The organism is Candidatus Cardinium hertigii, from assembly GCF_003176915.1.
Lineage (GTDB): Bacteria > Bacteroidota > Bacteroidia > Cytophagales > Amoebophilaceae > Cardinium > Cardinium hertigii_A.
Genome location: NZ_CP029619.1, coordinates 571,180 through 595,554 on the forward strand (window position 1 = coordinate 571,180; position 24,375 = coordinate 595,554).

General features: G+C 38.5%; 21 protein-coding genes, 2 tRNA genes and 1 pseudogene. 16 read left to right on the top strand and 8 right to left on the bottom strand.

All coding sequences use genetic code 11. From position 1 onward, the window contains the following. Positions 1–113: 113 nt before the first annotated feature. The 3 genes from DK880_RS02250 to DK880_RS02260 all read left to right on the top strand — a co-directional run bounded on the left by DK880_RS02250 (position 114) and on the right by DK880_RS02260 (position 3,675). A complete protein-coding gene (locus tag DK880_RS02250; protein WP_109997206.1) occupies positions 114–1,769 on the top strand; it encodes an AMP-binding protein in 1,656 nt (551 codons plus the stop codon). 59 nt (positions 1,770–1,828) lie between these two features. Further along, positions 1,829–3,046, top strand: a complete 1,218-nt coding sequence (mraY, locus tag DK880_RS02255; RefSeq protein WP_109997207.1) for a phospho-N-acetylmuramoyl-pentapeptide-transferase — start codon at positions 1,829–1,831, stop codon at positions 3,044–3,046. 404 nt (positions 3,047–3,450) lie between these two features. Then, complete coding sequence (locus DK880_RS02260) at positions 3,451–3,675, top strand: hypothetical protein (protein ID WP_162534122.1); 225 nt, start codon at positions 3,451–3,453, stop codon at positions 3,673–3,675. 75 nt (positions 3,676–3,750) lie between these two features. On the opposite strand, the pseudogene DK880_RS02265 reads toward DK880_RS02260, so the two are convergent. From DK880_RS02265 to DK880_RS02275, 3 genes and pseudogenes are all read right to left on the bottom strand, one after another. Further along, positions 3,751–4,225, bottom strand: a pseudogene (locus DK880_RS02265) (integrase core domain-containing protein); the annotation flags it as partial. 143 nt (positions 4,226–4,368) lie between these two features. Beyond that, entirely contained in the window at positions 4,369–6,279 is a 1,911-nt protein-coding gene (locus DK880_RS02270; protein ID WP_162534123.1) for an HD domain-containing protein, read from the bottom strand. A 92-nt stretch (positions 6,280–6,371) separates the two neighbouring features. Then, a tRNA-Arg gene (locus DK880_RS02275) sits at positions 6,372–6,443 on the bottom strand. A 307-nt stretch (positions 6,444–6,750) separates the two neighbouring features. Between DK880_RS02275 and ruvC the strand changes: the two genes are divergently transcribed. From ruvC to DK880_RS02295, 4 genes are all read left to right on the top strand, one after another. Then, complete coding sequence (gene ruvC, locus DK880_RS02280; protein WP_109997210.1) at positions 6,751–7,305, top strand: crossover junction endodeoxyribonuclease RuvC; 555 nt, start codon at positions 6,751–6,753, stop codon at positions 7,303–7,305. A 191-nt stretch (positions 7,306–7,496) separates the two neighbouring features. Further along, entirely contained in the window at positions 7,497–8,801 is a 1,305-nt protein-coding gene (gene ftsA, locus DK880_RS02285) for a cell division protein FtsA (protein ID WP_109997211.1), read from the top strand. 69 nt (positions 8,802–8,870) lie between these two features. Next, positions 8,871–10,316: a cell division protein FtsZ gene (gene ftsZ / locus DK880_RS02290; protein ID WP_109997212.1), complete on the top strand. Its 1,446-nt coding sequence runs from the start codon at positions 8,871–8,873 to the stop codon at positions 10,314–10,316. 57 nt (positions 10,317–10,373) lie between these two features. Beyond that, positions 10,374–10,850, top strand: a complete 477-nt coding sequence (locus DK880_RS02295) for an HIT family protein (protein ID WP_109997213.1) — start codon at positions 10,374–10,376, stop codon at positions 10,848–10,850. 62 nt (positions 10,851–10,912) lie between these two features. On the opposite strand, the gene DK880_RS02300 is transcribed toward DK880_RS02295, so the two are convergent. Continuing rightward, complete coding sequence (locus DK880_RS02300) at positions 10,913–12,322, bottom strand: UDP-N-acetylmuramate--L-alanine ligase (RefSeq protein WP_109997214.1); 1,410 nt, start codon at positions 12,320–12,322, stop codon at positions 10,913–10,915. 515 nt (positions 12,323–12,837) lie between these two features. Here DK880_RS02300 and rnhB point away from each other — a divergent pair. Beyond that, positions 12,838–13,461 carry a ribonuclease HII gene (rnhB, locus tag DK880_RS02310; protein ID WP_109997216.1) on the top strand — a complete coding sequence of 208 codons (624 nt, stop codon included), beginning with the start codon at positions 12,838–12,840 and terminating at the stop codon, positions 13,459–13,461. 27 nt (positions 13,462–13,488) lie between these two features. Here the strand turns inward: rnhB and DK880_RS02315 are convergent, their stop codons facing one another. Then, complete coding sequence (locus DK880_RS02315) at positions 13,489–15,039, bottom strand: LptF/LptG family permease (RefSeq protein WP_109997217.1); 1,551 nt, start codon at positions 15,037–15,039, stop codon at positions 13,489–13,491. 104 nt (positions 15,040–15,143) lie between these two features. On the opposite strand from DK880_RS02315, the gene DK880_RS02320 reads away from it, so the two are divergent. The 3 genes from DK880_RS02320 to DK880_RS02335 all read left to right on the top strand — a co-directional run bounded on the left by DK880_RS02320 (position 15,144) and on the right by DK880_RS02335 (position 16,710). Then, positions 15,144–15,218: transfer RNA gene (locus DK880_RS02320), tRNA-Met, on the top strand. 61 nt (positions 15,219–15,279) lie between these two features. Then, positions 15,280–15,972, top strand: coding sequence for a tRNA (guanosine(37)-N1)-methyltransferase TrmD (gene trmD / locus DK880_RS02325; protein ID WP_109997218.1), 693 nt, complete (start codon positions 15,280–15,282; stop codon positions 15,970–15,972). 288 nt (positions 15,973–16,260) lie between these two features. Beyond that, the gene (locus DK880_RS02335) at positions 16,261–16,710 is read left to right on the top strand and encodes a helix-turn-helix domain-containing protein (protein ID WP_109997220.1); all 450 of its coding nucleotides are present in this window, start codon (positions 16,261–16,263) and stop codon (positions 16,708–16,710) included. A gap of 26 nt (positions 16,711–16,736) precedes the next feature. Here DK880_RS02335 and murB read toward each other — a convergent pair whose 3' ends face one another. Then, complete coding sequence (murB, locus tag DK880_RS02340) at positions 16,737–17,774, bottom strand: UDP-N-acetylmuramate dehydrogenase (protein ID WP_162534124.1); 1,038 nt, start codon at positions 17,772–17,774, stop codon at positions 16,737–16,739. Positions 17,775–17,921: 147 nt separating this feature from the next. Here murB and rpmB point away from each other — a divergent pair, with 147 nt between their 5' ends. The 4 genes from rpmB (at position 17,922) to ftsY (ending at position 19,684) form a co-directional block, all read left to right on the top strand. Further along, positions 17,922–18,179 carry a 50S ribosomal protein L28 gene (gene rpmB, locus DK880_RS02345; RefSeq protein WP_109997222.1) on the top strand — a complete coding sequence of 86 codons (258 nt, stop codon included), beginning with the start codon at positions 17,922–17,924 and terminating at the stop codon, positions 18,177–18,179. Between the two features lie 26 nt (positions 18,180–18,205). Then, entirely contained in the window at positions 18,206–18,391 is a 186-nt protein-coding gene (gene rpmG / locus DK880_RS02350; protein WP_109997223.1) for a 50S ribosomal protein L33, read from the top strand. A gap of 12 nt (positions 18,392–18,403) precedes the next feature. Beyond that, complete coding sequence (locus tag DK880_RS02355; RefSeq protein ID WP_109997224.1) at positions 18,404–18,565, top strand: DUF4295 family protein; 162 nt, start codon at positions 18,404–18,406, stop codon at positions 18,563–18,565. 144 nt (positions 18,566–18,709) lie between these two features. Beyond that, positions 18,710–19,684, top strand: a complete 975-nt coding sequence (gene ftsY / locus DK880_RS02360) for a signal recognition particle-docking protein FtsY (RefSeq protein ID WP_109997225.1) — start codon at positions 18,710–18,712, stop codon at positions 19,682–19,684. 476 nt (positions 19,685–20,160) lie between these two features. Here ftsY and nth read toward each other — a convergent pair whose 3' ends face one another. Then, positions 20,161–20,796 carry an endonuclease III gene (gene nth, locus DK880_RS02365; protein ID WP_109997226.1) on the bottom strand — a complete coding sequence of 212 codons (636 nt, stop codon included), beginning with the start codon at positions 20,794–20,796 and terminating at the stop codon, positions 20,161–20,163. Between the two features lie 141 nt (positions 20,797–20,937). Between nth and DK880_RS02370 the strand changes: the two genes are divergently transcribed. Beyond that, a complete protein-coding gene (locus tag DK880_RS02370; protein WP_109997227.1) occupies positions 20,938–21,597 on the top strand; it encodes an alpha/beta hydrolase in 660 nt (219 codons plus the stop codon). Between the two features lie 66 nt (positions 21,598–21,663). Here DK880_RS02370 and DK880_RS02375 read toward each other — a convergent pair whose 3' ends face one another. After that, complete coding sequence (locus DK880_RS02375) at positions 21,664–24,276, bottom strand: BamA/OMP85 family outer membrane protein (RefSeq protein ID WP_162534125.1); 2,613 nt, start codon at positions 24,274–24,276, stop codon at positions 21,664–21,666. Positions 24,277–24,375: the final 99 nt, after the last annotated feature.

Here is a 24,375-nt window from a genome sequence, read left to right on the forward strand (position 1 = left end):
CAAAAAATTACACCATTACAACCCAACAACTTAACGACTTTTAGCATCCTATTCTTTAAATATTATTATATTAGGGGGGTGCTTACTCATTAATCTTTATGGCCTAACCTATTATGATCAATACACCAGGGATAAAACAGAATCCTTTTTCTGTTCCATGCAACATTGATGTAACTAAGTACCGTTCCTTTATCCATCTTATGGAAGATATGGTTGCTCGGTACGGTAATTTACCCATGTGTGAAAATATGGGCAAGATACTGACTTTTCGCACAGTAGACAAATTGTCTAAGATCTTTGCAGCCTACCTTCAGCAGTATACCTCGTTAAAAGTAGGATCAACGGTCGCCATTCAGCTACCTAATTTATTGCAATATCCTATCGTACTGTTGGGTATGCTACGGGCAGGGTTGGTTGTAGTAAACATAAATCCGCAGTATACATCCCATGAAATGCTTCATCAGCTTAAAGATGCAAAGGCACAAGCCATTATTGTACTAGAAAATTTTGCCCATAAGCTCGCGGAAATCTTACCAGATACCGCTATTCAAACCGTAATTATTACCACGGTAGGCGATATGCTCGGCGCTTTTAAAGGGAAAATACTTAATTTCATTATCAAATACATTAAGAAACTAGTACCTGCTTACCATCTACCAGGTGCTGTTTCTTTTAAGCAGGCATTGGCAAAAGGGGAAAAGGTTGTTTTTCTTCCAGTTGATTTACAAGCTTCCGACACGGCACTTTTGCAATATACAGGTGGTACAACAGGGGTAGCAAAAGGTGCTGTTTTATCCCATGGGAATCTTACAACCAATATTCAACAAGTAGCGGCTACGCTAGGCTTTGTATTAAAAGAAAAAAAAGAACGGGTTATCATTCCCTTACCGCTTTACCATATTTTTGGGTTAAGCAGCCTATTTACTATGGCGCAACTAGGTGCAAGATGCTTGCTTATAACCAATCCCAGAGACATCCACAGGCTCATAAAGGAATGGTTGGCATACCAACCTACCTGCCTAATAGGTGTTAATACGCTGTTTACTAAATTACTAGCAGATAAAAAATTCGGTGCACTTTGTTTTCATACCTTTAAATATACCTTCTCAGGCGGCATGCAAACCTATGAGACAGTAAAAAAGCAATGGGAAGACTTAACAACCAGCAAACTTATAGAGGGTTATGGGCTAACGGAATGTGCACCAGGTGTAGCCAGTAACATACACAATAGTACCCACTATATTCCTCTTCCGAATACCCATGTCCGGATAGCAACTGCAAAGGGAGAAGCTGTTCCCTACGGAACAGCAGGGGAACTATTGGTTAAAGGACCGCAGGTTACCCGTTCTTATTGGCATAAACCATCAGAAACAGAAGAAACCTTTGTGGATGGTTGGCTGAGAACAGGCGATATCGCCATCATGGATGAAAAAGGATTTATTCTGGTAGATCGAAAAAAAGACATGGTTAACATTTCTGGTTTCAATGTATACCCAAATGAAATAGAACAAGTTCTAATGGGACACCCCAAAGTACTTGAAGTGGGTGCCATTGGCGTAGCAGATATTAGCCTAAAGGAGGCTATTAAGGTGTTTATTGTAAAAAAAGATGCTACCCTTACAGCTGAAGAAATCATAGCTTACTGCAAGGAAAGGATGACACGCTATAAAATACCTAAATACATAGAATTCTGTAAGACTTTGCCTAAATCCAACATAGGCAAGGTCTTAAGGAAATTATTGAAACAGTATCAAGAGGAGAAAGTATAAACGCTTATTGCTAGGAAATTTGCACCATTACACCCAGGTTGCATAACTAGGCCCATCCTATGTTATATTATCTATTTGATTATCTACACGACGCATTCCATTGGCCAGGAACAGGCCTCTTTAAATATATTTCCTTTCGTGCTGCCATGGCTTTATTGGGCTCTTTCACTACCACTTTTTTACTAGGACAACGGTTTATAGATTACTTACGCAAAAAACAAATCATCGAAAACAATCGAGCGCTGGGCTTCTCCACAACAGCTAAAGCCAATACGCCTACCATGGGTGGCTTTTTGATTATACTGGCTACTGTATTGCCCACCTTACTTTTTTCAAAATGGCATAACGTTTATATTATCTTATTGTTAACCACTACTATATGTATGGGACTCGTTGGCTACCTAGATGACTATATAAAGGTAATCCAACAAAAAAAAAAAGGACTTAATGGCTGGATAAAAATAGCAGGCCAAATAGTATTGGGTTGTATAGTAGGTAGTACACTCTACTTTCATAAAGATGTAGTCATACGTGAAACAGTTGAGATAGTAGCTAGTGTAGCTGCTGATCAAACCATACCCTCTCCCTATAGAGATAAGAAATCTACCCAAACAACCATCCCATTTTTTAAAGAGCGCACACTGGATTATGCCCAACTCAGTCACTACTTATTGGGGAAAGAAGGATATACCTGGATTGTGTATGTTCTTATCGTTATTTTTATTATAGCTGCCGTTTCCAATGGTGCTAATTTAACAGATGGCTTGGATGGATTAGCTACTACTACTGCTATCGTCATCAGTACCACATTGGCCATTATGGCTTATTTATCCGGACACATCATATTTGCTAAATATTTGTGTATAATGTATATTCCCCATTTAGGGGAACTAACTATATTTTGTTCTGCATTTGTGGGTGCCTGCATGGGCTTCCTTTGGTACAATAGTTACCCCGCTCAAATTTTTATGGGAGATACAGGTAGCCTAACCATTGGTGCGGTCATCGCTGTAGTAGCTATTTGTATCCGAAAGGAATTACTACTCCCCCTACTATGTGGCCTATTTGTAATAGAAAACTTATCCGTTATATTACAAACAGGCTACTTCAAATATACAAGAAAGCGCTATGGATATGGCAAAAGAATTTTTAAAATGGCGCCGATTCACCATCACTACCAAAAACTAGGCTGGCATGAAGCTAAAATTGTAACCCGCTTTTTGATCATTAACCTTTTACTAGCAATCGTTACATTAGTAACACTAAAAATTAGGTAAATATACTTTCATTCTACAGCAGGAGATCGTTGCAATAAACTTATTCATTTAGGTCATTATTTTAGTATCTTTTATGATACTTCTTATTATGTAAAATACAAAACCAACTGAAGGGGAAATTTCTTTCCCCTTGATTGCTTATTTCCCTTTCAAGCAAGAGAGGTACGCTCATTTAATAAATAGAAATGTTTACAACGGGCATCGGTATAGGATACCATGCACTATAAAGCACTGTAACTATTTAATGTAGTAAGGGTATGCTCTTAGCTTCAAATTAAAGATAAAATATGTAGCGTACAAAAGTAAATGACAATAGGAAGGAGGATTTTTATTCCGATAGTTTTTCATTTGATAATAAATAGATTTCGATATCAATTACTATCACCATTCAATGAATGAAGCATATGCAAAACTTAAGTTTAAAAAGCATCTTGTCTTTATTGTTTCTTTCTACAGCAATGCTGGCATGTAATTCTAGTAAAGCATCATGTAATCATAGTAAAACATTCAGTATCGTCGGAGCAGCAGAATTAACAGGAGCAACAAGAACAGCAGAAGGAGCAGAATTAGAAATATTATATAACTCGAGGCCGTTACAAAATACACTTTTATTTTTAATTAAACGTTAACTTAAATTAATCATTTATCTTGATTCATTTATATAAATCAAGATTTAATCATACGGGCGCTAGAAATTTAGCCTTCTAACTGTCAGTTAAGTTTAGCCTGCCAGGTGTCTTTTTAAGGTACAAGATTTGATTATTTTTCAAAGACCAATGCTTTTTACTATCCTCCCAAGTTTGGATAGCTGTTTTACCCTAACCCTATTTCCCAGAATGGGGTTGTTCATGGGTATAGTAATGCAGCCAACTATCTAAGTCTTGTTGTAAGTCATCTAGATTTGTATAGCTCTTCTTACGCATAGCTGTAGCAAAGCATTCCTGTTTCATAGTTTCATTAAAGCAGCTCACAAAGTCCATTGATTTGCGGTGAATAGGCCTTAGTTATAGTATGTTCTATACTTTCTATGCTTAAAAATAATTCAAAAGCATGGTATTCTATTTTACCTTTATATTCAGTACCTCGATCTGTTAAAATACGTAAGATAGGTATACTTTGATCTTGATACCAAGGTAATACGCTATTGTTTAGCCTACCGGAAGCTGTTCTTGCTTTTTTTCCTTAGACCATAAAAACCATACCATGTCTTTCCTATTCGTCTCCGTTCAGCAACATCAATAGGACACATCCCGTGAGCAGAATAATGCCTTAGGCTACACCAAAGCACCACACACCCTGTCGATTATGAAATGGTAGCATTGCTATTTTTTACGCCCATTTTCCAACGCTTTTTTCGCTACATATGTTAATAAATTCTTAATTTCAGGGCTCTGTAATCTTTCCGCTAGTTCCACATAGGTAGACAAAGTTTCTTGAACCATATGTTTAACTGTTTCTAGACTGGTATAACCTATAGCGTGATTTAAATCATAAACCCGTTCAGCTAGTTTAATATAAATTATAGAAAGTATTAATTCTCTTAATCCGAAACTGCGGCAATCATTTATAACTGACGGAAGGTCTCTTAGTTGTATCTGTTTGTCTATACGCAATAACATTTCTATCAAATAAAAAACAGATGGATCATAATTTGCCTTAAGGTAAGAAAGCGGTAAACTACTGTAGCGTGCCAAATCATAAAGCAGCGCAGCATAAACAGGTGCATAAGAATAGAACACCCAACTAGCTACCGTTTCAGCAATACCTACCGCCCTAACATACAATAATTTCCCAGATGCATGCCGTTGAAACCCATAGCAACGTCTTAACAAAAGTAATATTCCTCCCACCTCAGCTGCGTTTAAACGGATTATTCGAGAAGCGTACCAATAAAAGGATTCTAAGATCCGCACAGAGGCCTTTTCTTCCTTTACCGTAACGCTCTCCTTAAATTTTAAAGGTAACTGGGCAATCATCTTATCCTCAATACTATTTGCAGAATTACAAGGCAACACCACTAACAGGGTACAGCAATTGGGTACTTCTACATACCCATAATGCGTATAGGCAGCGTCTCTTATGATCTCCATACTCCGATTCCAATACATTGGTACAATGCCATTGTCACTGTAAAAATAATCCCCTAAGCCATCCTGGTAGCACGTCTGCAGCTCAGGAAGTGCTGCAGGATGTACCGTAATATTATTAATGGCTATTGCTACAGCAGGAAAACGTATGTTTGATAAGGAACCATCCTCCATAAAGTTATTGAAATTGTATTGTAACTGTGTGCTACTTAGTTTTATATGTACACATTGTCTCTTACAGAAGTCCAAGTCTATCATACGCAAAACAGCCGTAACCAATAGACGTACTATTGTTTTAACCTTACAGAAGATTTTATCCGGGACATGCGCATCCTGCTTTATTACCAATAACCTAGGCACGCGCCTTAATTTTTCTTTCTTTAAAGCAGTTTCTACGCTAACCATCAGTTCATCTATCGTTATTTCAGCGGGCTCCTCAAACGTATAAACATCAGATTGAGCTATTCTTTTTAAAAATTCTTCCTCAAATTCAAGATATTCTCTATCATAATCGCTTAATCCACCTTTATGCGCTATAAGCGTAGCCTTGTTTGACTGCTCAGCGTCAACTAAATGGTCACAAGGGTCCTTCCTATCTTTAACCTTGCATTGTTTTTTTAAATGAAAATTTTTCCTGGCAGATACGGCTGATTCACATTGCAGAATAACTATAAAAGCAAATATTCCAAGCCCAAGCTGGGCATATAATACGCCTTGACACAATGGCCATAGCTGTACGAGTTTACTTGTAGTGGTGATATAACAAACGAACATGAGAAATACATAGCCCCTACGTAGGGCAAGAGGCAATAACAATAAAATGATAAGAGAAGGTATCAACAATAAAAAAAGAACATGCTTAGCATCAACTGTATTACTCCAATACCAAAAGGTACCCATGAAACTAAATAGTACACTTAGACAGTAGAATGAGACCATTAGCCTATTTGGAATTTTATCTTCCGAAAGAAAAACATAGCATAGTAATAGGAAGGAAGCCCCTGCCAGTTGCAACACAGCTAAATAGATCAAATAGCCCTGTACACCAATTATACTAAAAACCAACAATGTGGAAAGAAGGGTATACAGTGCCATCCAAGCTACCTTGGATTCATTTCCAATACGTACAATTAATTTTTTTATCATATCTGCAAAGGGTTTATCCTTTAGGAAAAAGGTATACCATAGTACCAACTTCCAGTGGTCTCCAGCAGGAATACCACTGTACTAACTTCCAGTGGTCTCGGCAGGAATCGAACCTGCATCAAAAGTTTAGGAAACTTCTATTCTATCCGTTGAACTACGAAACCATTTAATAATTGCTCATTATAAGCAATTTTTAATATAAACCCTCCCTTATTTCGTGGAAAACCCCGCTCAAAGTTTGTGTTTTTGTAAATTACCTCATTCTGCTCTGTTGCTTTTTCATGCTTTGGTATTAATAACTAGCTATAAATTAACCAAATGTAAAAATATAATATATTAGATTAATTCTGGATAAGTTAACAAATAATAATACTTTATACTAACTTCGCAACAAATACCTTATCTATTGTTCACAAATCTGTTATGTTCTTCATCCATGTTTTCACCAATTTTAAAATAAATTAGTTATTTATGCAAACCAGAATAATCCTAGGCGTAGATCCTGGAAGCGTAAGAACGGGCTTTGGACTTATCCAAGTATTACCAACTGTTCCCCCTAAGCTTATAACATATGGTGCTTGGCAACTCAAGCAATATGCTACCTTTACCCTACGGATGCAGCATATTTATAGGCATATGGTAGCATTATTGCAGGAATATACGCCAGATGAAATGGCTATTGAATCCGTCTTTCAAGGCAAGAATGTGCAATCTATGCTTAAATTAGGCCGGGCACAAGGTGTAGCTATTGCAGCAGCCATTGCCTATACCATTCCCCTTATAGAATACGCACCCTGTAAAGTTAAACAAGCCATTACAGGACAGGGCAATGCTTCTAAAGCACAAGTAGCAGCTATGGTAGGCCGGCTGCTGGAGGTATCGTTGCAGCCTATTTTTTTGGATGCCTCAGATGCTTTAGCAATAGCATTGTGCCATGGTCAGCAGCGTCCTACCCCCACTGCTCCTCCTAAGCAATGGGCACAATTTGTCGCCAAACACCCCCATCGTGTGGTATCCAGACTATAAAGGTTTTGCTTATACCCCAAAAACAGTATAGCTGTCAGATTTTGCCTTTGTTCTTTTAAAGTTTGCGTAACTTTATTTTAACTTATAGGTATCTAGGCGGTTGTTTCTTTCTTGTTTTTCTTAACAGGTGACTCAATACAAATAAAAAGAAAATCGCTTAGGGAAAAAGGGAAAAACTAGTACTAAAGGGGATGTCAAAGATTATAGCTAGTTTAGACATAGGTAGCAGTAAAATTTGTGTGGTTATCGGTAGGCAAAGCCAATACGATGGTAACAAATTAGAAGTATTGGGTAAGGGAGAAGCCACCTCAGATGGTGTTTCCCGTGGTGTGATTGTCAATATAGATAAAACAGCCCTATCTATCAAACAAGCGTTACAAGCTGCAGAGGAAGATTCTGGTATCAATGTCAATGTAGTGCACGTAAATATTTCAGGAAGACATGTCACGAGTACAGCGCACTATGGAAGCATCACCAGGGATTCTATAGAGCAAGAAATTACTGTAACAGATATCCATACACTTACCCATGACATACATCGTATGGTCATGCCTTTGGGAATGGAAATCATCCATACCATCCCACAAGAGTATACCATAGATTATGAAATAGCAACCCAAGACCCCGTAGGGATGACTGGTGTAAAACTAGAAGCTAACTTTCATGTCATAACGGCTAAAACGCACGTTATTCAAAGCATTCATAAATGCATTAAAAAAGCAGGTATAGCGGCGGAGTTTACCATGGCGTCTGCTTTGGCCACTAGCCTAGCCGTATTGAGCGATGAAGAAAAGGAAGCTGGTGTTTGTCTGATAGACATCGGCGCAAGCATCATAAATATAGTGCTATTTTTTGACTCTATTGTTCGATATACCGCTACCATTCCATTAGGGGGTAATCATATTACGGCAGACGTGCAGCAAAGCTTTATGATTTTAGAGCGGCAAGCAGAATTATTAAAAACAAAATTTGGTAATATTACAGCGGAAGCTTTCGATACACAAGCTATTGTTACTATTCCAGGGTTGCGTAATCGATCCCCTAAGGAGGTCCTCACAACTAACCTGGCTAAAGTTATACAGGCCCGTATGGAAGAAATAGCAACATTCATCCAGGAAGAAATTTTGCGTTCTGGATTTTATGAAAAACTTATCGCTGGTATGGTTATAACAGGGGGTGGTTCTAATTTAAAGGGAGCGCAGGGTTTATTTAAAGCAATAACAGGCTTGGATGTCCGCCTTGGCGTAGCGGATGAATATTTAGAGGAAGGCAGTGGAAAAAAATTAAAAGATCCGATGTATGCAACAGCCATTGGGTTGGCTTTGGCTGGGTTTAAAACTTTGGATTATAGAGAAGCCTACTATAAAACCAAGGAATCTACCTATTGGGATCATTCTAGACAAAATAAAAAGCAAACCAAAAAAGGAAGCTTTTCTTTTAAACAGATAATTAACAAAACCAAAGCATTTCTAGCAGATGATTATGAAGAGACATAAGGAATGAGGAGGATCCTTTGGGTTATCTATCATTCGTAATGATACGAGAGACAAGCTACTATAAAAATTATGAAGGATCTTAGCTACACATTTGATTTACCTTTTCACCATAAGTCTATTATTCGGGTAATAGGGGTAGGAGGTGGTGGCAGCAACGCTGTGAATAATATGTACAAACGAGGCATTAAGGATGTTTCCTTTATAGTTTGCAATACGGATGTACAGGCTTTACGCAACAGCCCTATACAGCATAAACTTCAAATTGGTGCTGCGCTTACAAGTGGATTAGGCGCTGGCGCTAATCCAGAAGTAGGCCGCAACGCTGCTTTAGAAAGCAAAGAAAATATTCGAGAATTGTTAAGTGAAGATACCAAAATGCTGTTTATTACAGCTGGCATGGGAGGGGGAACGGGTACAGGTGCTGCACCTGTTATTGCTGGTATTGCACAAAAACAAGGTATTCTTACCGTAGGCATTGTGACGCTTCCTTTTTCCTTTGAAGGGAAAAAAAAATATTTACAAGCACAGGAGGGGATCAGTGAAATGCGGAAATATTGTGACACGGTACTGATTATTTTAAATGATAAGATCCAAACTACGCTGGGTGGACTCTCTATCACACAAGCTTTTTTAGAAGCAGATAAAGTATTAACAACAGCTGCTAAAAGTATTGCAGAAATTATTACTGTGCCAGGTTATGTAAATGTAGATTTTGAAGATGTTAAAACAGTCATGAAAAATGCAGGAGCAGCTGTTATGGGTTCCGGAGAGGCAGAAGGAGAAGATAGGGCATTACAAGCTGCTGAAGCAGCCCTTGCATCTCCTTTATTAGATTATACGGATATTCGTGGAGCAAAGAAAATACTTTTGTCCATTGTGTCTGGCCAAGCAGCAGAGCTACAAATGGATGAATTAACTGTTATTACCAATTATATACAGGCACAGACGGGTGATGATGCAGAAGTAATTTTTGGCCATGGTGCTGATCCGGAAATGGCAGAAAAACTCAAAGTTACCGTTATTGCCACTGGCTTCAAGCGGTCTCAAACTACAGCGCCTGCTGTGGGTGCTACAGGAACGCAACAGACCCTTCCCCCTGATCCTATCCTACAGGAGACGCTGACACAACCAGAAGGGATATACTCCTCTCCTACGCAAACAATAGGGATACAAGAAGAAGCAACACCAAGGGCACCTAAAAAAAAAGAGAAAGAAGGTAGAATAACGGAAGAGAGTGCCGTACAATTGCCCCTGCCCTTTACTTATCCCCCAGCAAACGCTTACCCACCAAACTGGAACCATGCACTTACAAGGAAACCGCTTAACAAACAACGTACTACCGCACAAAATTGGGAGGATCATTATGTTAAGGAACAATTAGAGATACCTGCCTACCTGAGAAAGCATATAAAACTTGACCTGCTAAATCTCGATAGTAGCGTTGCAAAGGAAGAGATGCGTTATTGGTTAAATGATCCCTTGGATAAACCTGTAGCGAAGGAGGAAGAGGAATAGGATAAATTATTGCTAACATTGGTATAATAGATCTAGAGGCTAAAAATTAAAAATAAAATGAAACAAGTAACGCATGCATCCACAACAGATTGTATTTTTTGTAAGATGGTAGCAGGCTTAGCAACCTGCCACACTGTATGGGAATCTTACCAGCATTTAGCATTTCTTTCTATTTTCCCTAATACAGAGGGGTTCACAGTAGTAATCCCAAAGCACCACCTGAGCAGCTATATTTTCGATCACACGTCAGACGAAATCAATGGATTGATGGAGGCAGCTAGAAAGGTATCTCAACTACTGATCCATAAGTTTCCAACTGTTGCCAGAACAGCAGTTGTTTTTGAAGGCTACGGTGTAAACCATTTGCACGCTAAGCTCATCCCATTACATGGAACAAAAAGAGAGCATTGGGTTAAAACTTCAGCCTCTATCCAAACTAAATTTGATCAATATCCTGGTTACATTTCTTCACATGATGCAGAACGAGAGTCAGATGAAAAATTAGCAGCACTAGCTTCTCTTTTGAGAAGCTAGTGCTGCTTTACCACTATGCCTCTTAGCGGCCAACCCTTACCAAGGCAAAATAGCTGCCCGGCCTACTGCAGCAACTGTTGCGCTAGTACCGCTGCAATAGCTGGTACCATTGTGCCTATATCACCGGCACCAATGGTTACTACTACATGGTAAGCGTGTTGGCGCATATAGCTGGGCAAAATAGTTAACAACTTGCCATCTTCCACCAATATTTTTGTTTTACAACTTAAACAATCATAAATCAATTGCGATGAAATAGCTGGTACGGCTACTTCTCTTGCAGGATAAATGGGCAATAACAGCACTTGGTCCGCTATACTTAACGTAGTACCAAAAGCTTCATAAAAATCTGCTGTACGTGAAAAAAGATGGGGCTGAAAAATAGCCGTGATACACCCATTCGGGTAAATATGCCTAACTGTGCTAAGTAAGGCAGCTATCTCTGCTGGATGATGGGCATAATCGTCAATTAATACAAATTTTTCATTCCTAGCAATGTAGTCAAATCTTCTTTGCATACCAGGAAAAGAGGCTATGGAAGCACGTACATGCGCTTCTGTAAGACCTAAGGTTAAACCCATAGTAATAGCGGCTAAAGCATTTTCAATATTGTATGAACCTGGCAAGGGCAAAATAATTTCCTTGATGGTTACACCATCCCCTATGTAATCAAAAACACTTTGACGTGCTGCTATACGTATGTTATCTGCTTGAATTACTGCATTATTCAATCCATAGGTCAGGAGTGGACTATACCCATGGGTAGTTAATTGTAACTGATTAGCAGCCTTAGCATGGACCAATACCGTTTGTTTGCTTTGTTTGATAAATTGTTTAAAGTTCTCTTGCAGAGTAGCTACTGTCGCATAGGTGTCTAAATGATCTGGATCTATTGACGTAACAATACTATGGCTAGGCGTAAGTTGAAGAAAAGACTTATTAAACTCATCTGCTTCTGTTATTACTACTTGAACCTGATTCAAGGTATGATTATAAATTATATTACTGTTGTAACGATGCATAATGCCACCCACAAAAGCCAACATAGCTAGCGTACTTTCATAAAGCATATGGGCAAGTATAGCTGAAGCAGTTGTTTTACCATGGGTACCAGCTATGGCTACAGTAGGCAAATGGTTCACAATGCTTCCCAATGCTTCCGCTCTAGATAGCATTGTATAGCCGCTTCCGCGCAAATAATTTAGTATAGGACTATCTGACGGAATAGCAGGCGTATAAATAATAAGTGTTTTAGTAGGATGCTGGCGAATAACAGAAGGAATAGCCGTTACACTATCTGTAAAATGAATAAACATTCCTGCATTTTGTAGCTGGGTAACAAGAGGGGAAGCCGCTTTATCATATCCTACAATGGTATATCCTTGAGCAGCTAACAATCTTGCTAAAGCACTCATGCCAATGCCGCCAATACCTAGGAAATAAATAAAACAATAAGCTGGAAAGGATAACATAAACAAATAAATAAAACTATATATCAATAAAAAACAACGTACTATTAATTATAATGGAACCTACCCAAATATAGCTATTTTATTAGCTATACCTATAGCCCGTTGGCAGGTTATTGCGCTATGATTGTAAGCATACTTCATCCGTAAACGTGTACGTCCTACGGAAAAGAATAAGCCCTTACCCCTCTTTTTATGCATCTCTTTATATCTTTTATATATCTTTCAAGCGTAAGCACTGCTGACCCTACCCGGCACACAGGAAAGCGCATACCCCATAGGGTATCCATTTTTTTGTGCACCACAATAAGAAAGCGAGCGCTTGATAAAGTTAGATAGGTTATATACATGAATTAACTGCATAATAAGAACTTGATAGGATGGATATATTAATGTTAACCTATACCTTATCCACATTAGGGATATTTAAAACTAAGCCTTACCGGGGTAAGGAGGCTAAAGCCATTTTCTGCCTATAAGTATAGGCTATACCACCCTAAAAACGTTAATTTTGCCCGATGCATAGACCGCTTATCCTAGCAGGCATTGATGAAGCAGGCCGCGGTCCGCTAGCAGGACCGGTTATAGCAGCTGTGGTTATCTTAAATCCCCAAAAGCCAATTGAAAATTTGGCTGATTCTAAGCAACTTAATGCCAAGCAAAGAGCATTCCTAGCTTGTCAAATTAAGGAGCAGGCAATGGATTGGGCCATAGGAAGGGCAACGGTCTCTGAAATTGATCAGTGTAATATTCTACAAGCTACCCTACTGGCCATGCAGCGGGCTTTAAGTGACCTATGTATTGCACCAGATAGCGTACTGGTTGATGGGCTACATTGTCCAGCATCCCCCTATCCTATACAAGCCATTGTACGGGGCGATCAGCATGTCGCTGCCATTAGCGCCGCTTCTATTTTAGCTAAGACGCATCGTGATACAGAAATGCTAACATGGGATAGCTGTTATCCTGGTTATGGATTTGCCCAGCACAAGGGTTATGGCACCGCTAAGCATCTGCAAGCCATTCGGGAGCTGGGCATAACGCCTATTCACCGTCGGTCCTTTTCATTTCAAGGCAACCCTTTTCTACCTGGTCAACGGAAAATTTCCCCAAACACTGAACCTACGCTCAAAACCAAGTAACCTCGGAAAAACGCAATCCTATACGTTTTAGCTATTTTTTTTCTTGTTACAGCAATAGCCCAATCTGATATACCTCCTAATGCTTTGTATAGAAGCAACAAATTTATCAACGGATAGCAAACCCATACCGTGTTGGGCTTGCAATAAGAAAAATAGACAGAAAGGAGCCAATATAAAATTGGCCAACCACGCCCCCACAAAAGGAATACATTTACCGTCCATAACCAGATCTCTCCCACATATGGTAAAAATATATTGTACCAACATAAAGAAACAACTAATTAATACAGATATGCCAAATCCTCCCCGTCTAATAATACAGCCCAAAGGGGCCGCCAACAAAAACATAATAATACAACGTATAACCATAGCCAGCCGGTGATTCTTTTCATATAAACACTCCCTCCAGCCTTTTCTCAAGTCATCCAGCAGCTGCTTTTCATGCTCCAGTTTAGTTTTAATTCGCTCTACAGCATATAAAGCATTTTCTATTACTCCTCTTGCAATAGGGTCATCCGCTTGCGCAGCTTCTGCCTTATCAAGGGCATCTTTACGCTCTATAAGTTGATTCCTAAATACCATAAACGCATCCCTGGCAGTCTTAATTTCTTCGGAATGAGAAGGAAATGTTAACGGATCCGGTTGAGTAGTAAACTGATAATGCGTACATTGTTCCTGTATTAGCAGACGCGCTTTCTGCTCCATTTTTTCTATCTGCTGACTCCATTCCTGCGTCAATTGTTTCAGCTGCGCATGCATCCTTGTCCTTGGGTCCCATTCATACTTTTCTTTAGTATTACCCATTTTCAATGCTTCTAAACTGATCCTTATTTTTTGATACGCAAAATTATTGGTATAAAACGGATGGAGTGGCTTATTGTTCAAGGTAGGCTCTTTTCTAGATGGCAACGGTTCCACATAATTATGCCCATTCGTTAATTCCATCACCAAATAGCCCTCATCTGATGTAGTATATAGCCTTCCTGCTTCTGCAGTAGTTAAGACAACCCTCCCCTGCTTCTTGCTATAATCATACATTACAATACCTTGCATTTGTTCTTTACCTTTTTCTTTTTTATCTACGTAAATACTGTACCCTGGGATATCGTTACATATAACACCTGGTTGGATCAATAAGGCAGTTTTTTTGTTAATAATGTCTTCAACTAATGCAAAAATTTTAGGTTTGATAGTAGGGTGAATATAATCTTGAAAATAAAAAAGTACGCCACTTACCATAAGAATAAAAATAAAAGGTAAACGCAACGTACGCTGCAGGGAAAGCCCTGCTGCACGCATGGCAGTTAACTCATAACTTTCAGCAAAATGACCAAAAACAATAAGCGAACTTACCAACACCGCAACCGGAAATGCATCGGGCATAACATTTAAACCTATATACCATAACAACTTTGCATATATGGAAACCCCTAGCCCCTTACCGGCAATATCTTGGAATAGTAGGAAAAAAGTATGTATGATCAATATAAAAAATACCAGCTTAAGCAATAAGATAAACGTAATAACAAAATTACGTAACAGTAGCTTATCTATTTTTTTTATAGAAAAAAAGCGCATTTTTAGTAAATTTGTAATTAACTTAACTATTGATAAATATAAGGACAATTTCACTACTACCTACAACAGCTGATTAAGTTGTATATATGTACATACCTTTACAAGGCGAGGTAGCTCAGATGGTTTAGAGCGTCGGATTCATAACCCGAAGGTCGGGGGTTCAATTCCCCCTCTCGCTACAAAAAAGCAATAACCCAATGGGTTGTTCGTATACAGCGTGTATAATGTATGGTATATGGCATGAGAATTGACATTATAACTTGTTCGCCAGAACTATTGGAAAGCCCACTGCGCCATTTTACCTTTCAACGTGCCCTTACACAAAAACTACTTACACTTCACATACATAATCTACGTGATTATACAGCTTATAAGCATGGTAAAATTGATGATAAGCCATATGGAGGAGCCGCTGGCATGGTATTAATGATAGAGCCTATTGCACATTGCATGCGCAGCCTGCAAAAGGAACGTACCTATGATGAAATCATCTATATGGCTCCAGATGGAGAACTGCTTACTCAGGAAACCATCCATAGCTATTCTCTCAAACAAAATATTATCCTACTTTGTGGCCATTATAAGGGTATAGATGAGCGGGTTCGAACACATTTTATTACACGGGAAATCAGCGTAGGAGATTATGTACTTTCTGGAGGCGAGTTACCTGCACTTCTATTAGTAGATGCCATAGTCCGCGTCATACCAGCTGTACTATCCGATGCCTCTTCTGCCCTAACCGACTCCTTCCAAAATGGTCTCATCGCCCCCCCTGTCTATACACGGCCCTATAATTACGAAGGGATCAAGGTTCCAGAAGTTTTACTTTCTGGGAACCATCAAGCTATTCAAAAATGGTCGCAACAAGAGGCAATAAATAGAACGCAACAGCGCAGACCTGCCCTAATAGACCCTATAATGCAACAAGATTAATCACCCATAAACCCAACCTCCCCCGCTTTTCCTCCCTATTTGGGGCACAACTTCTATAAATTGTACAGAATTGTTTCTTGTTTTTTTGCAAAAAGCAATTTTTTTGCATAAAATTGTGCCTCTAATCCAGTCTAAAAGGATTAGTTTGCCATTAAATAATGGATAATTATCAAAAGTACACATTCATACATAATACAACATATATGAACTACAATTGATTCTTATACAAACAAATTTGATGTAAAACGGAACTTCTTTGTATGATGTTCAGTATGTTATATTGTATTTATGAAGCAGCACAAAGGAAAAATAGTAGAAAAAGCCATTAAGAAAAGTGGTTACCAGATGAAGGCATTAGCTGAAAAGTTAAAAATTGCCCGTAATACATTGTATGGCAAACTCAAAGAAATAGAATTAGAGGATGCTTTGATTATGCGGATTGGTGGGATTATTCATTATGATTTTACAATAGATTTTCCCCATTTATGCGATAACCGGGATACCCGTGTAGAGGAGGAAGCTCCATCCTATACAAGCATGGATTATAAGCATCCCAGTTTTATACAATTACAGGAATTAAATAGAAAATACTTACAATTACTGGAGGGCTATAACAAGCTTTTAAAGATTCTCATTATGCTGGCGAATAACAATGAACTAACAGGCATTAAGAAAGAAATTGAAGCATTTTTAACAAAAGAGGAAAAAGAGGATCCACTCAAGGAAGATCTACTATAAGCGGTTGTAAGCGCAAGTTTCTTCTCTTAGAGCATTGTTTTTTCGCCTACTATTTGTACTTCTGGTAAAAGCCTAACGTGGAATAATTTTTCTACTTTCTGTTTAATCTGAGTAGCTAATTTTACTATTTCTTTACCCGTAGCTCCTCCATAGTTGACCAAGATAAGCGCATGTAAAGGATAAACACCTACTTGTCTCTTACGGATACCTTTAAAACCTGCTAACGTTATCAGGGAAGCAGCGGAAATTTTTATACATCCCTCTTGCTGTGTATCATAAGCCACCAGTTCAGGATATTTTCTTTTCAATGATTGATAATGCGCTATGGGAAGCACAGGATTTTTGAAAAAGCTGCCTGCATTGCCTAAGACAGCAGGATCTGGTAGTTTTTGCTTACGAATAGCGATTATGGTATCACTAATAGCTTGAAAGGATAGCTGCTGTATACCTCTTTGCGCTAAGCTATCCTGGATAGCCCCATAAGTTATCCGGAATTTCGCCTCTTTATGCAAAGCTAATACAGCAGCTGTAATGACATATGCATGGCGTGCTATTGTATTAAAAATACTTGTTCTGTAGCCAAACGCACACGCTGATGATTGAAAAATTCTCTTTTTACCAGTTGCTAATTCAATTGCTTCAACCCTATCTATGACCTCTTTAAGCTCTACGCCATAGGCACCTATATTTTGTACTATCGCCCCTCCCACTGTTCCTGGAATGAAAGATAAGTTTTCTATTCCTCCATAATTCCTTGTAACACAGTATAGAACTAATTCATGCCAGGACACACCTGCAGCCGCCTTTACTAGTATGGTATGGGAGGTCTCTTTGATTACTTCAATGCCTGTTAACCGAACGTGTAATACATAACCTGGATAATCCCCAACAAATAAAGTATTGCTTCCTCCTCCTAAGATATGTAAGCCTGTTTTAGCTATCTTTATGGTAGTGCAAAAAGTTTCTATCTCTTGCACCGTATAGCATGGCACATAATGCATGGCAACAGAAGGAATCTGAAAAGTATTGAGCAATTTTAAAGAATAATGGTTAAATAACTGCATAGGCATCTATTAAAAAGTTTTTTTTCTTTTTGAAGAAAGATAATGCAGTAAATGGTCTATACCATCAAAAATAGTTTTATTATATTTTGAATATCGTTATACAGCTATTATATTTGTTGGGTGTATTTTATAAAAATATAATTAAAAATGGCAAGGATTTGTGATATAACGGGTAAAAGGGCTATTATAGGTAATAATGTGTCTCATGCAAATAACAAAACAAAACGCTGGTTTTATCCAAATTTACAGAAAAAAAATTTCTATCTCCCGGAAGAAAAAGTTTGGATCCCCATGAAGGTATGCACTTCTGTTTTACGTACCATAAACAAAAAGGGGATTTGTGCTGTACTTAAGGAAGCCAAACAAAAAGGAACCTTATCCAAGAAGTTCTGCCGATTGGTTTAAGGGAGTAAAGCAAAAAAGTAACAAAAATGGCAAAGAAAAAAGGGAGTAGGGTGCAAGTAATCCTGGAATGTACGGAACAACGCAAGAGTGGTGTGGCAGGTATGTCCCGTTATTGTACCGAAAAAAACAGAACCAAAACGATTGCACGATTGGAATTAAGGAAATACAATCCTATCCTTAAGCGATATACACTTCATAAAGAAATTAAGTAAGCTAGTTAACCTATGGCAAAAAAAGTAATGGCAACGCTTTCTAAGGGAAATCAAGGGAGATTAACAAAGCTAATCCAAGTAAAAAGATCCTCTAAAACAGGGGCTTATGGTTTTCGAAGCAGAATGGTATCTCCTGAGATGGTCAAAGAAGTCTTAGCTAGAAAAACGGAATAGAAAGCAGAACATTACCATCCTCTTTTGAGCATTCATACGCTCTGGCATTTTATGGTAATACAAACAATGGGATGCTTTGTATGTAAAGAGTGGATGGTTTCTATAGATTATTAGTAGGGATGATAAAGTAGTTTGTAAGGTAGCATGGGGATTCTGAATTTTTTCTCTTCTAAAGTAGCCAAGTCTAAGGAGTCTTTAACAAAAGCGCTCTCTAAAACGCGTCATACATTATGGGATCAATTTACCAAAGTAATTGCAGGAAAGTCTACTATTGATGGGGACATATTAGACAAGCTAGAAGAACTATTGATTGGAGCAGATGTAGGGGTTCCTACAACGCTTAAAATAATAACTGCTATTGAGCAGCGTATAGCAAGAGACAAATACCTTACCACAGCTGAACTATTTCAGATTTTAAAATCTGAAATAGAGAAACTTTTATTACCTAGTAACCCTAACCCAGCTGAACGAACTGCAGCTGATGCGGTAATCCCCACTCCATTCGTATTATTAGTGGTAGGGGTCAATGGAGTAGGGAAAACGACTACTATTGGTAAACTTGCTGCACAATTTGCAAAGGAAGGAAAAAAAGTTATCCTAGGAGCAGCAGATACCTTCCGTGCAGCGGCCATCGAACAGCTGACGATCTGGGGCAATCGGACAGGGGCAACAGTAGTAGCAAAGGGCATGCAGGTGGATCCTTCCTCTGTAGCATATGAAGCAGTACAGCAAGGAATACAAAGTAACACCGATTTGGTTATCATAGATACAGCTGGCCGATTGCATACTAAGAAGCATCTTGTCAATGAATTAGCCAAAATCAAACGTACCATCCATAAGTGTCTGCCTGGTGCACCTCATGAGGTACTATTGGTATTGGATGGTACTACAGGCCAAAATGCCTTTCATCAAGCAGAAATTTTTACAGCTGCCGTGCAAGTAACAGGACTTGTAATCACTAAATTAGATGGAACCGCTAAGGGTGGTATGCTATTGGGCATAGCCAATCAGTTTACGCTTCCTATTCAATATATTGGCGTGGGAGAACAGGTAGAGGACCTTAAGCCATTTGATCCCCATGCTTTTGTGGAGGCCTTATTTGAACAATGGAATGCCTAGCCTAATGGTGGCTATCTTCCTCTTGCTTTATTAAAAGCAAACAGATTGTCTTACGGATAGTTTTTTAGCCTTTCCTTGCTGCTTCAAAGTTTTTATAAGCGCATTTTTTGAAATCTTTAACTGGTTTATCCCTGTAACTTAGCAGAGCCTATGCCACTATTGTATTAAATGGGGTTTTTACGTATTAATTAAATTAAGGACATTGCCGTCCTGCAGAAACTATAGCTTATCCGCAGTAGTTACGTATATGGCTATAAGCCCTACCTTGCTATACAGCTATCTATATCTATGATTCACTTGTTATCAGTTATAAAATACAAAATATAAACTTTAAATAAAAATGCGCCTTTTCTAGTTCTAGAGAAGTAAAAGAAGAAAAGGGAACGATAGAAATAGCATCGGCGCTACTGGACTTAACTGCTCTGTTCGGAATGGGAAAAGGGTGGAGATGGCTCTTCCATACGGAAGCATGGGCTTCATCCGGAGGCTGACTTTATATAAGCACAATACGCTTTTATAGGGCAGATGTTACAGTTAGGGTTTCGGGCTTTGCAAATATATCTTCCATGTAGTATAAGCCAATGATGGGCATGCATTAGCCATGGTGGTGTTATAATTTGTTCTAGTTCCTTTTCTACTTTAGCAACACTGTTGCCTTGGGCTAGCCCAATCCGTTTAGCTACCCTAAATACATGTGTATCAACAGCAATAACGGGTTTTTGAAACAAAACGTTTAATAGTACATTAGCTGTTTTTCTTCCTATACCTGGTAAGCGTATAAGCATCTCAAAAGTGTTGGGTATATGGCCATGGTGCCGTTCGATTAATTCCTTACAAAGCGCTATGATATGCCTAGCTTTGCTATTATATAGACCAATCGTTTTGATACATTTCTTTAAATTTTCTTCTCCTAATGCTAAAATTTTAGAAGGGGTATTATATTGAACAAACAGTTCTTGCGTTGCTTTGTTCACGGATACATCAGTAGCTTGCGCAGACAATATAACGGCTACCAATAAGGTAAAATCCGTTGTATAAACCAATTCTGTGGTTGGGTTCGGGTTGGCCTTACTTAAAATTTGAAAAATTTGATTGACTACTGCTTTTGTCATATTTTTATGCTAAGAAGTATCAGGCTAAAATGGCTATATCCAAGCTTATCTCTTCAACTTTTGTTATTAAATTACAGCTATTACCATTTATGCAAATAAAATAGTAACTTCCCTGTAATATAAGACAGAACCAATTATAGGATGCATGCATTAACTTATCCTGAAGTATATAGTAAAACACTACCAGCAAAAAAACTGGTAGTGCTGCTACATGGTATAGGGGCCGATGGAAACGATTGGATCCCTTTAGCACACTACATGCAAAATAACTTAACGGATTGCCATTTTATAGCACCACATGGGATAGAGCCCTATGAAAGTGCTCCTTATGGACGCCAATGGTTTAGTTTGCTCAATCGGGATCCAGCCGTTATGCAACCATTACTTGCACGAAATGCACCACGCCTTATGGATAGCATCCAGCAAAAACAGCTAACATTACAGCTTACCAATCAGGATACCGTTATAATGGGATTTTCTCAAGGGGCCATGATGGGAATTTATTTAACCTTGATTCAGAAAACACCTTTCTTAGCTACCATAGCTTTCTCTGGATTATTGATAGCCCCTCCTGCTTGCCTTAACACTACTACACCCATCTGCCTCATTCATGGTGTATTGGATAGTATAATCACAGTGGATGCTGTGGATCAAGCCATACAGTACTTGAAAAAATGGCATATCCCACATAATGACTATAAGCTACCCCATCTTGCTCATTCCATAGACCATAGAGGGTTACAGCAGGCTATTGATTGTATCCATAAGGCTTCCCTTGGCTTTACCATAGCGCCTAAGTAGTTGCCCCAGTAATTGCCCCTTGCCCCCTCCCTCTTTTTTCTCCCTCTTTTTTTATTTTCTTTTATTCTAACGGCTCAATGGGTTAATGTGAAAGTGCCACTCCCATGCACGCGCAGGTTTCTTCTTGGTAGCATCTAGTCTATAACCGATGTCTATACCTATCATTGGTATTATTGGTATAGGTGGAAAAACACGTAACCCAAGCCCTATAGATTTTTTCATCGCTTGATAGTTATACTTTTCATACTTTTCATACGTTAACCAGCTGTCGCCCACATCCATAAATCCTAATAGATAAACACAGGCAAGATTTAACGCAAGAGGATAGCGCAATTCTACAGAAACCTTTTGAAATAAAACACCTCCACTCAACTGTTTGTGACAATGCTCAGGTGTAAGGCTATCATTTGGATAACCCCGTAATGAAACAAAATCATGATTCAATAAGCCACCACCTTCATCAGGTGATATTCCCCCCATGCGGAAGCGATGAAAAGGCCCTATTGCACCTTTAGAAAGAGAAAACAAAAAACCCATATGGCCAGAGGTATGGAAAACGAAACTTTTTGGTAACTTCTTAAAATAGGAAAGATCCATCATATATTTCCCAAATTCCTGGAAACGTGGCATAGCTGATGGATCAAATGCTTTACCAGACAATAAAGTATAAGGTGGTGTAATAGTCAGCTTATTATCCCAAGATAAACCCCTGGTTGGGTAGTAACGATTGTCCGTACTATCATAGGATAATGAAGTATTCAACTGTATATCATGTGAAATACCAGATTTTCTTTTGCCGTCTTTCAGCCATACGCAATGCTGGTAAGCATAGCGTACGTAATGCACCCCTAGTTCCCAAGACCAATCCTTAGCCAATTGCCTACCTAATGAGGTCCAACAACTAAACGTATGCATTTCCCCGTTTTTATGCTGTTTCCCTATTGGAAATAAAGCGAAATCTATATACCTATCTAATGGCGTTTTTTTATAAGGGAAATATTGATACCTATTGCTTATACCGAAAGAAAATGAATATCTACGCTTCCCCCACCAAAGCCAAGGATCCTCAAAGGTTAAGCTTAACCCTTTCTGTTTGTGTTTCCCAAATTCTCCCTTAAAGGAAAGCTTCTGAGCAGCACCTAACGGAATCTTACCGCTGAATAGATTTCTTATAGAAACATTATTTGAACCAAGCTCAACATGACCAATCAGACCATCCGCAGAGCTTAGACCCCCACTAAGATTTAAGTTAAGCTTTTCCTTTACAACATAGGTAATATCTACCGTATCTCCTGTTTCACTTGGATTAACAAGTGGAGTGGACAGAGGATAAAAAAACTGTAACATGTTCAATCTTCGCATGGATTCTCCTACATGTTGTCTATTGAATTTCTCTCCTGGTATCGTATACAATGAACGTCGGATTACTTCATCATGCGTTATGGTATTGCCTACAATATGCAGTTGATTAATAGTAGCTTGCTTCCCTTCCCATATTCTGATCTCTAAGTCTACCTGCTGGTCCTCTATACCTGTTTCTATAACTTCTGAACGAAAACAAAGATAACCATTGTTAAAATAGAGATCATCAACATTTTGGCCTAGCTGCTCTTTGATACGCACTGGATCATATGGGCTTCCTTGTGCTAAGTTTAATAGCTTAGCCAAGTCCTGTTCACTATAGCGGCAATTACCAACCCATTTGATATGACGAATCTTATATGGATTGCCTTCCTCTATTTTGAAATAAATGGCTACCCTCCCAGTAGGACTTTGCTTACAATGCGCTGCTGTAATGCAAGCATCCTGAAATCCATTTGATTTATAAAAAAGAATAATATCTTTTTTGGCTTTTAAATATTTCTCTTCCGTAAAAACAGAGGGAAAAAAAGAGACATGCTCAAAAAAATAAGATTTTAATTTCTCATATATGTTCGCATTTTGTAGTACAGAGGTCCCTTTTCGGAAAAGATCCCCTGAAAACGCCCTTTTAACGATATCTTTTAAAAGTGTAAAACGAGGAGACTCGTTTAGTTCTGTTATATGATAACGTAAAAGATTGCTGTCTATATGTTTGTTTCCTTCAAAAATAATTTTATCTACTATACTTTTTTTACCCTTGACAATCTTGATTTTTAAGTGTACTCTATTTTTTGTTTTTTTATCTGGTACTAATTCTGTAGCAACCGCTACCCCTCCAAATCCTTTGTCTAAAAAATATTTTTTAATAGCAGTAGTCGTATTACGAAGAAAAACAGGCGCAAGCGATGCATGCGGAGGGATTTTTACTTGCTCACATAGAGATCCCTTTTCTTTTTTAGAAATCCCCTCTATAACATAACTTGCCAGCTTAGGATGCTCTTCAACTCGAATAACACAAGTAGCTACCTTATTTACCTCATCTACAGCAGTCAAATAGAGGGAAACCGTTTTAATACCTTCATACTTAGCTATCTTCCGAATGGATATGCCTATTTCCTCAGAAGAAGGATTCAGAAGGACACCGGGTTCTAACCCAGAAAGGCCAATCAATAGCTCCTCTTCTATCGTAACATTACCCTCCACTTGAATATGGGTTATCGTATAACCCGTTGTAGCTAAAGCAGGTAGCCCCCTCCCGCCAGCTAAATAAAACAGAAATAAAATATACGGAATGTATTTCCTATAAATACGGATCATACGGATCATTAGTAGGTAAGTAATTTAAAAGTAATGGTATTGTATCTCCATTTAAACGCAAATAAAATACAACTAAAAAGCTTTTTGGTAAGATTTGCC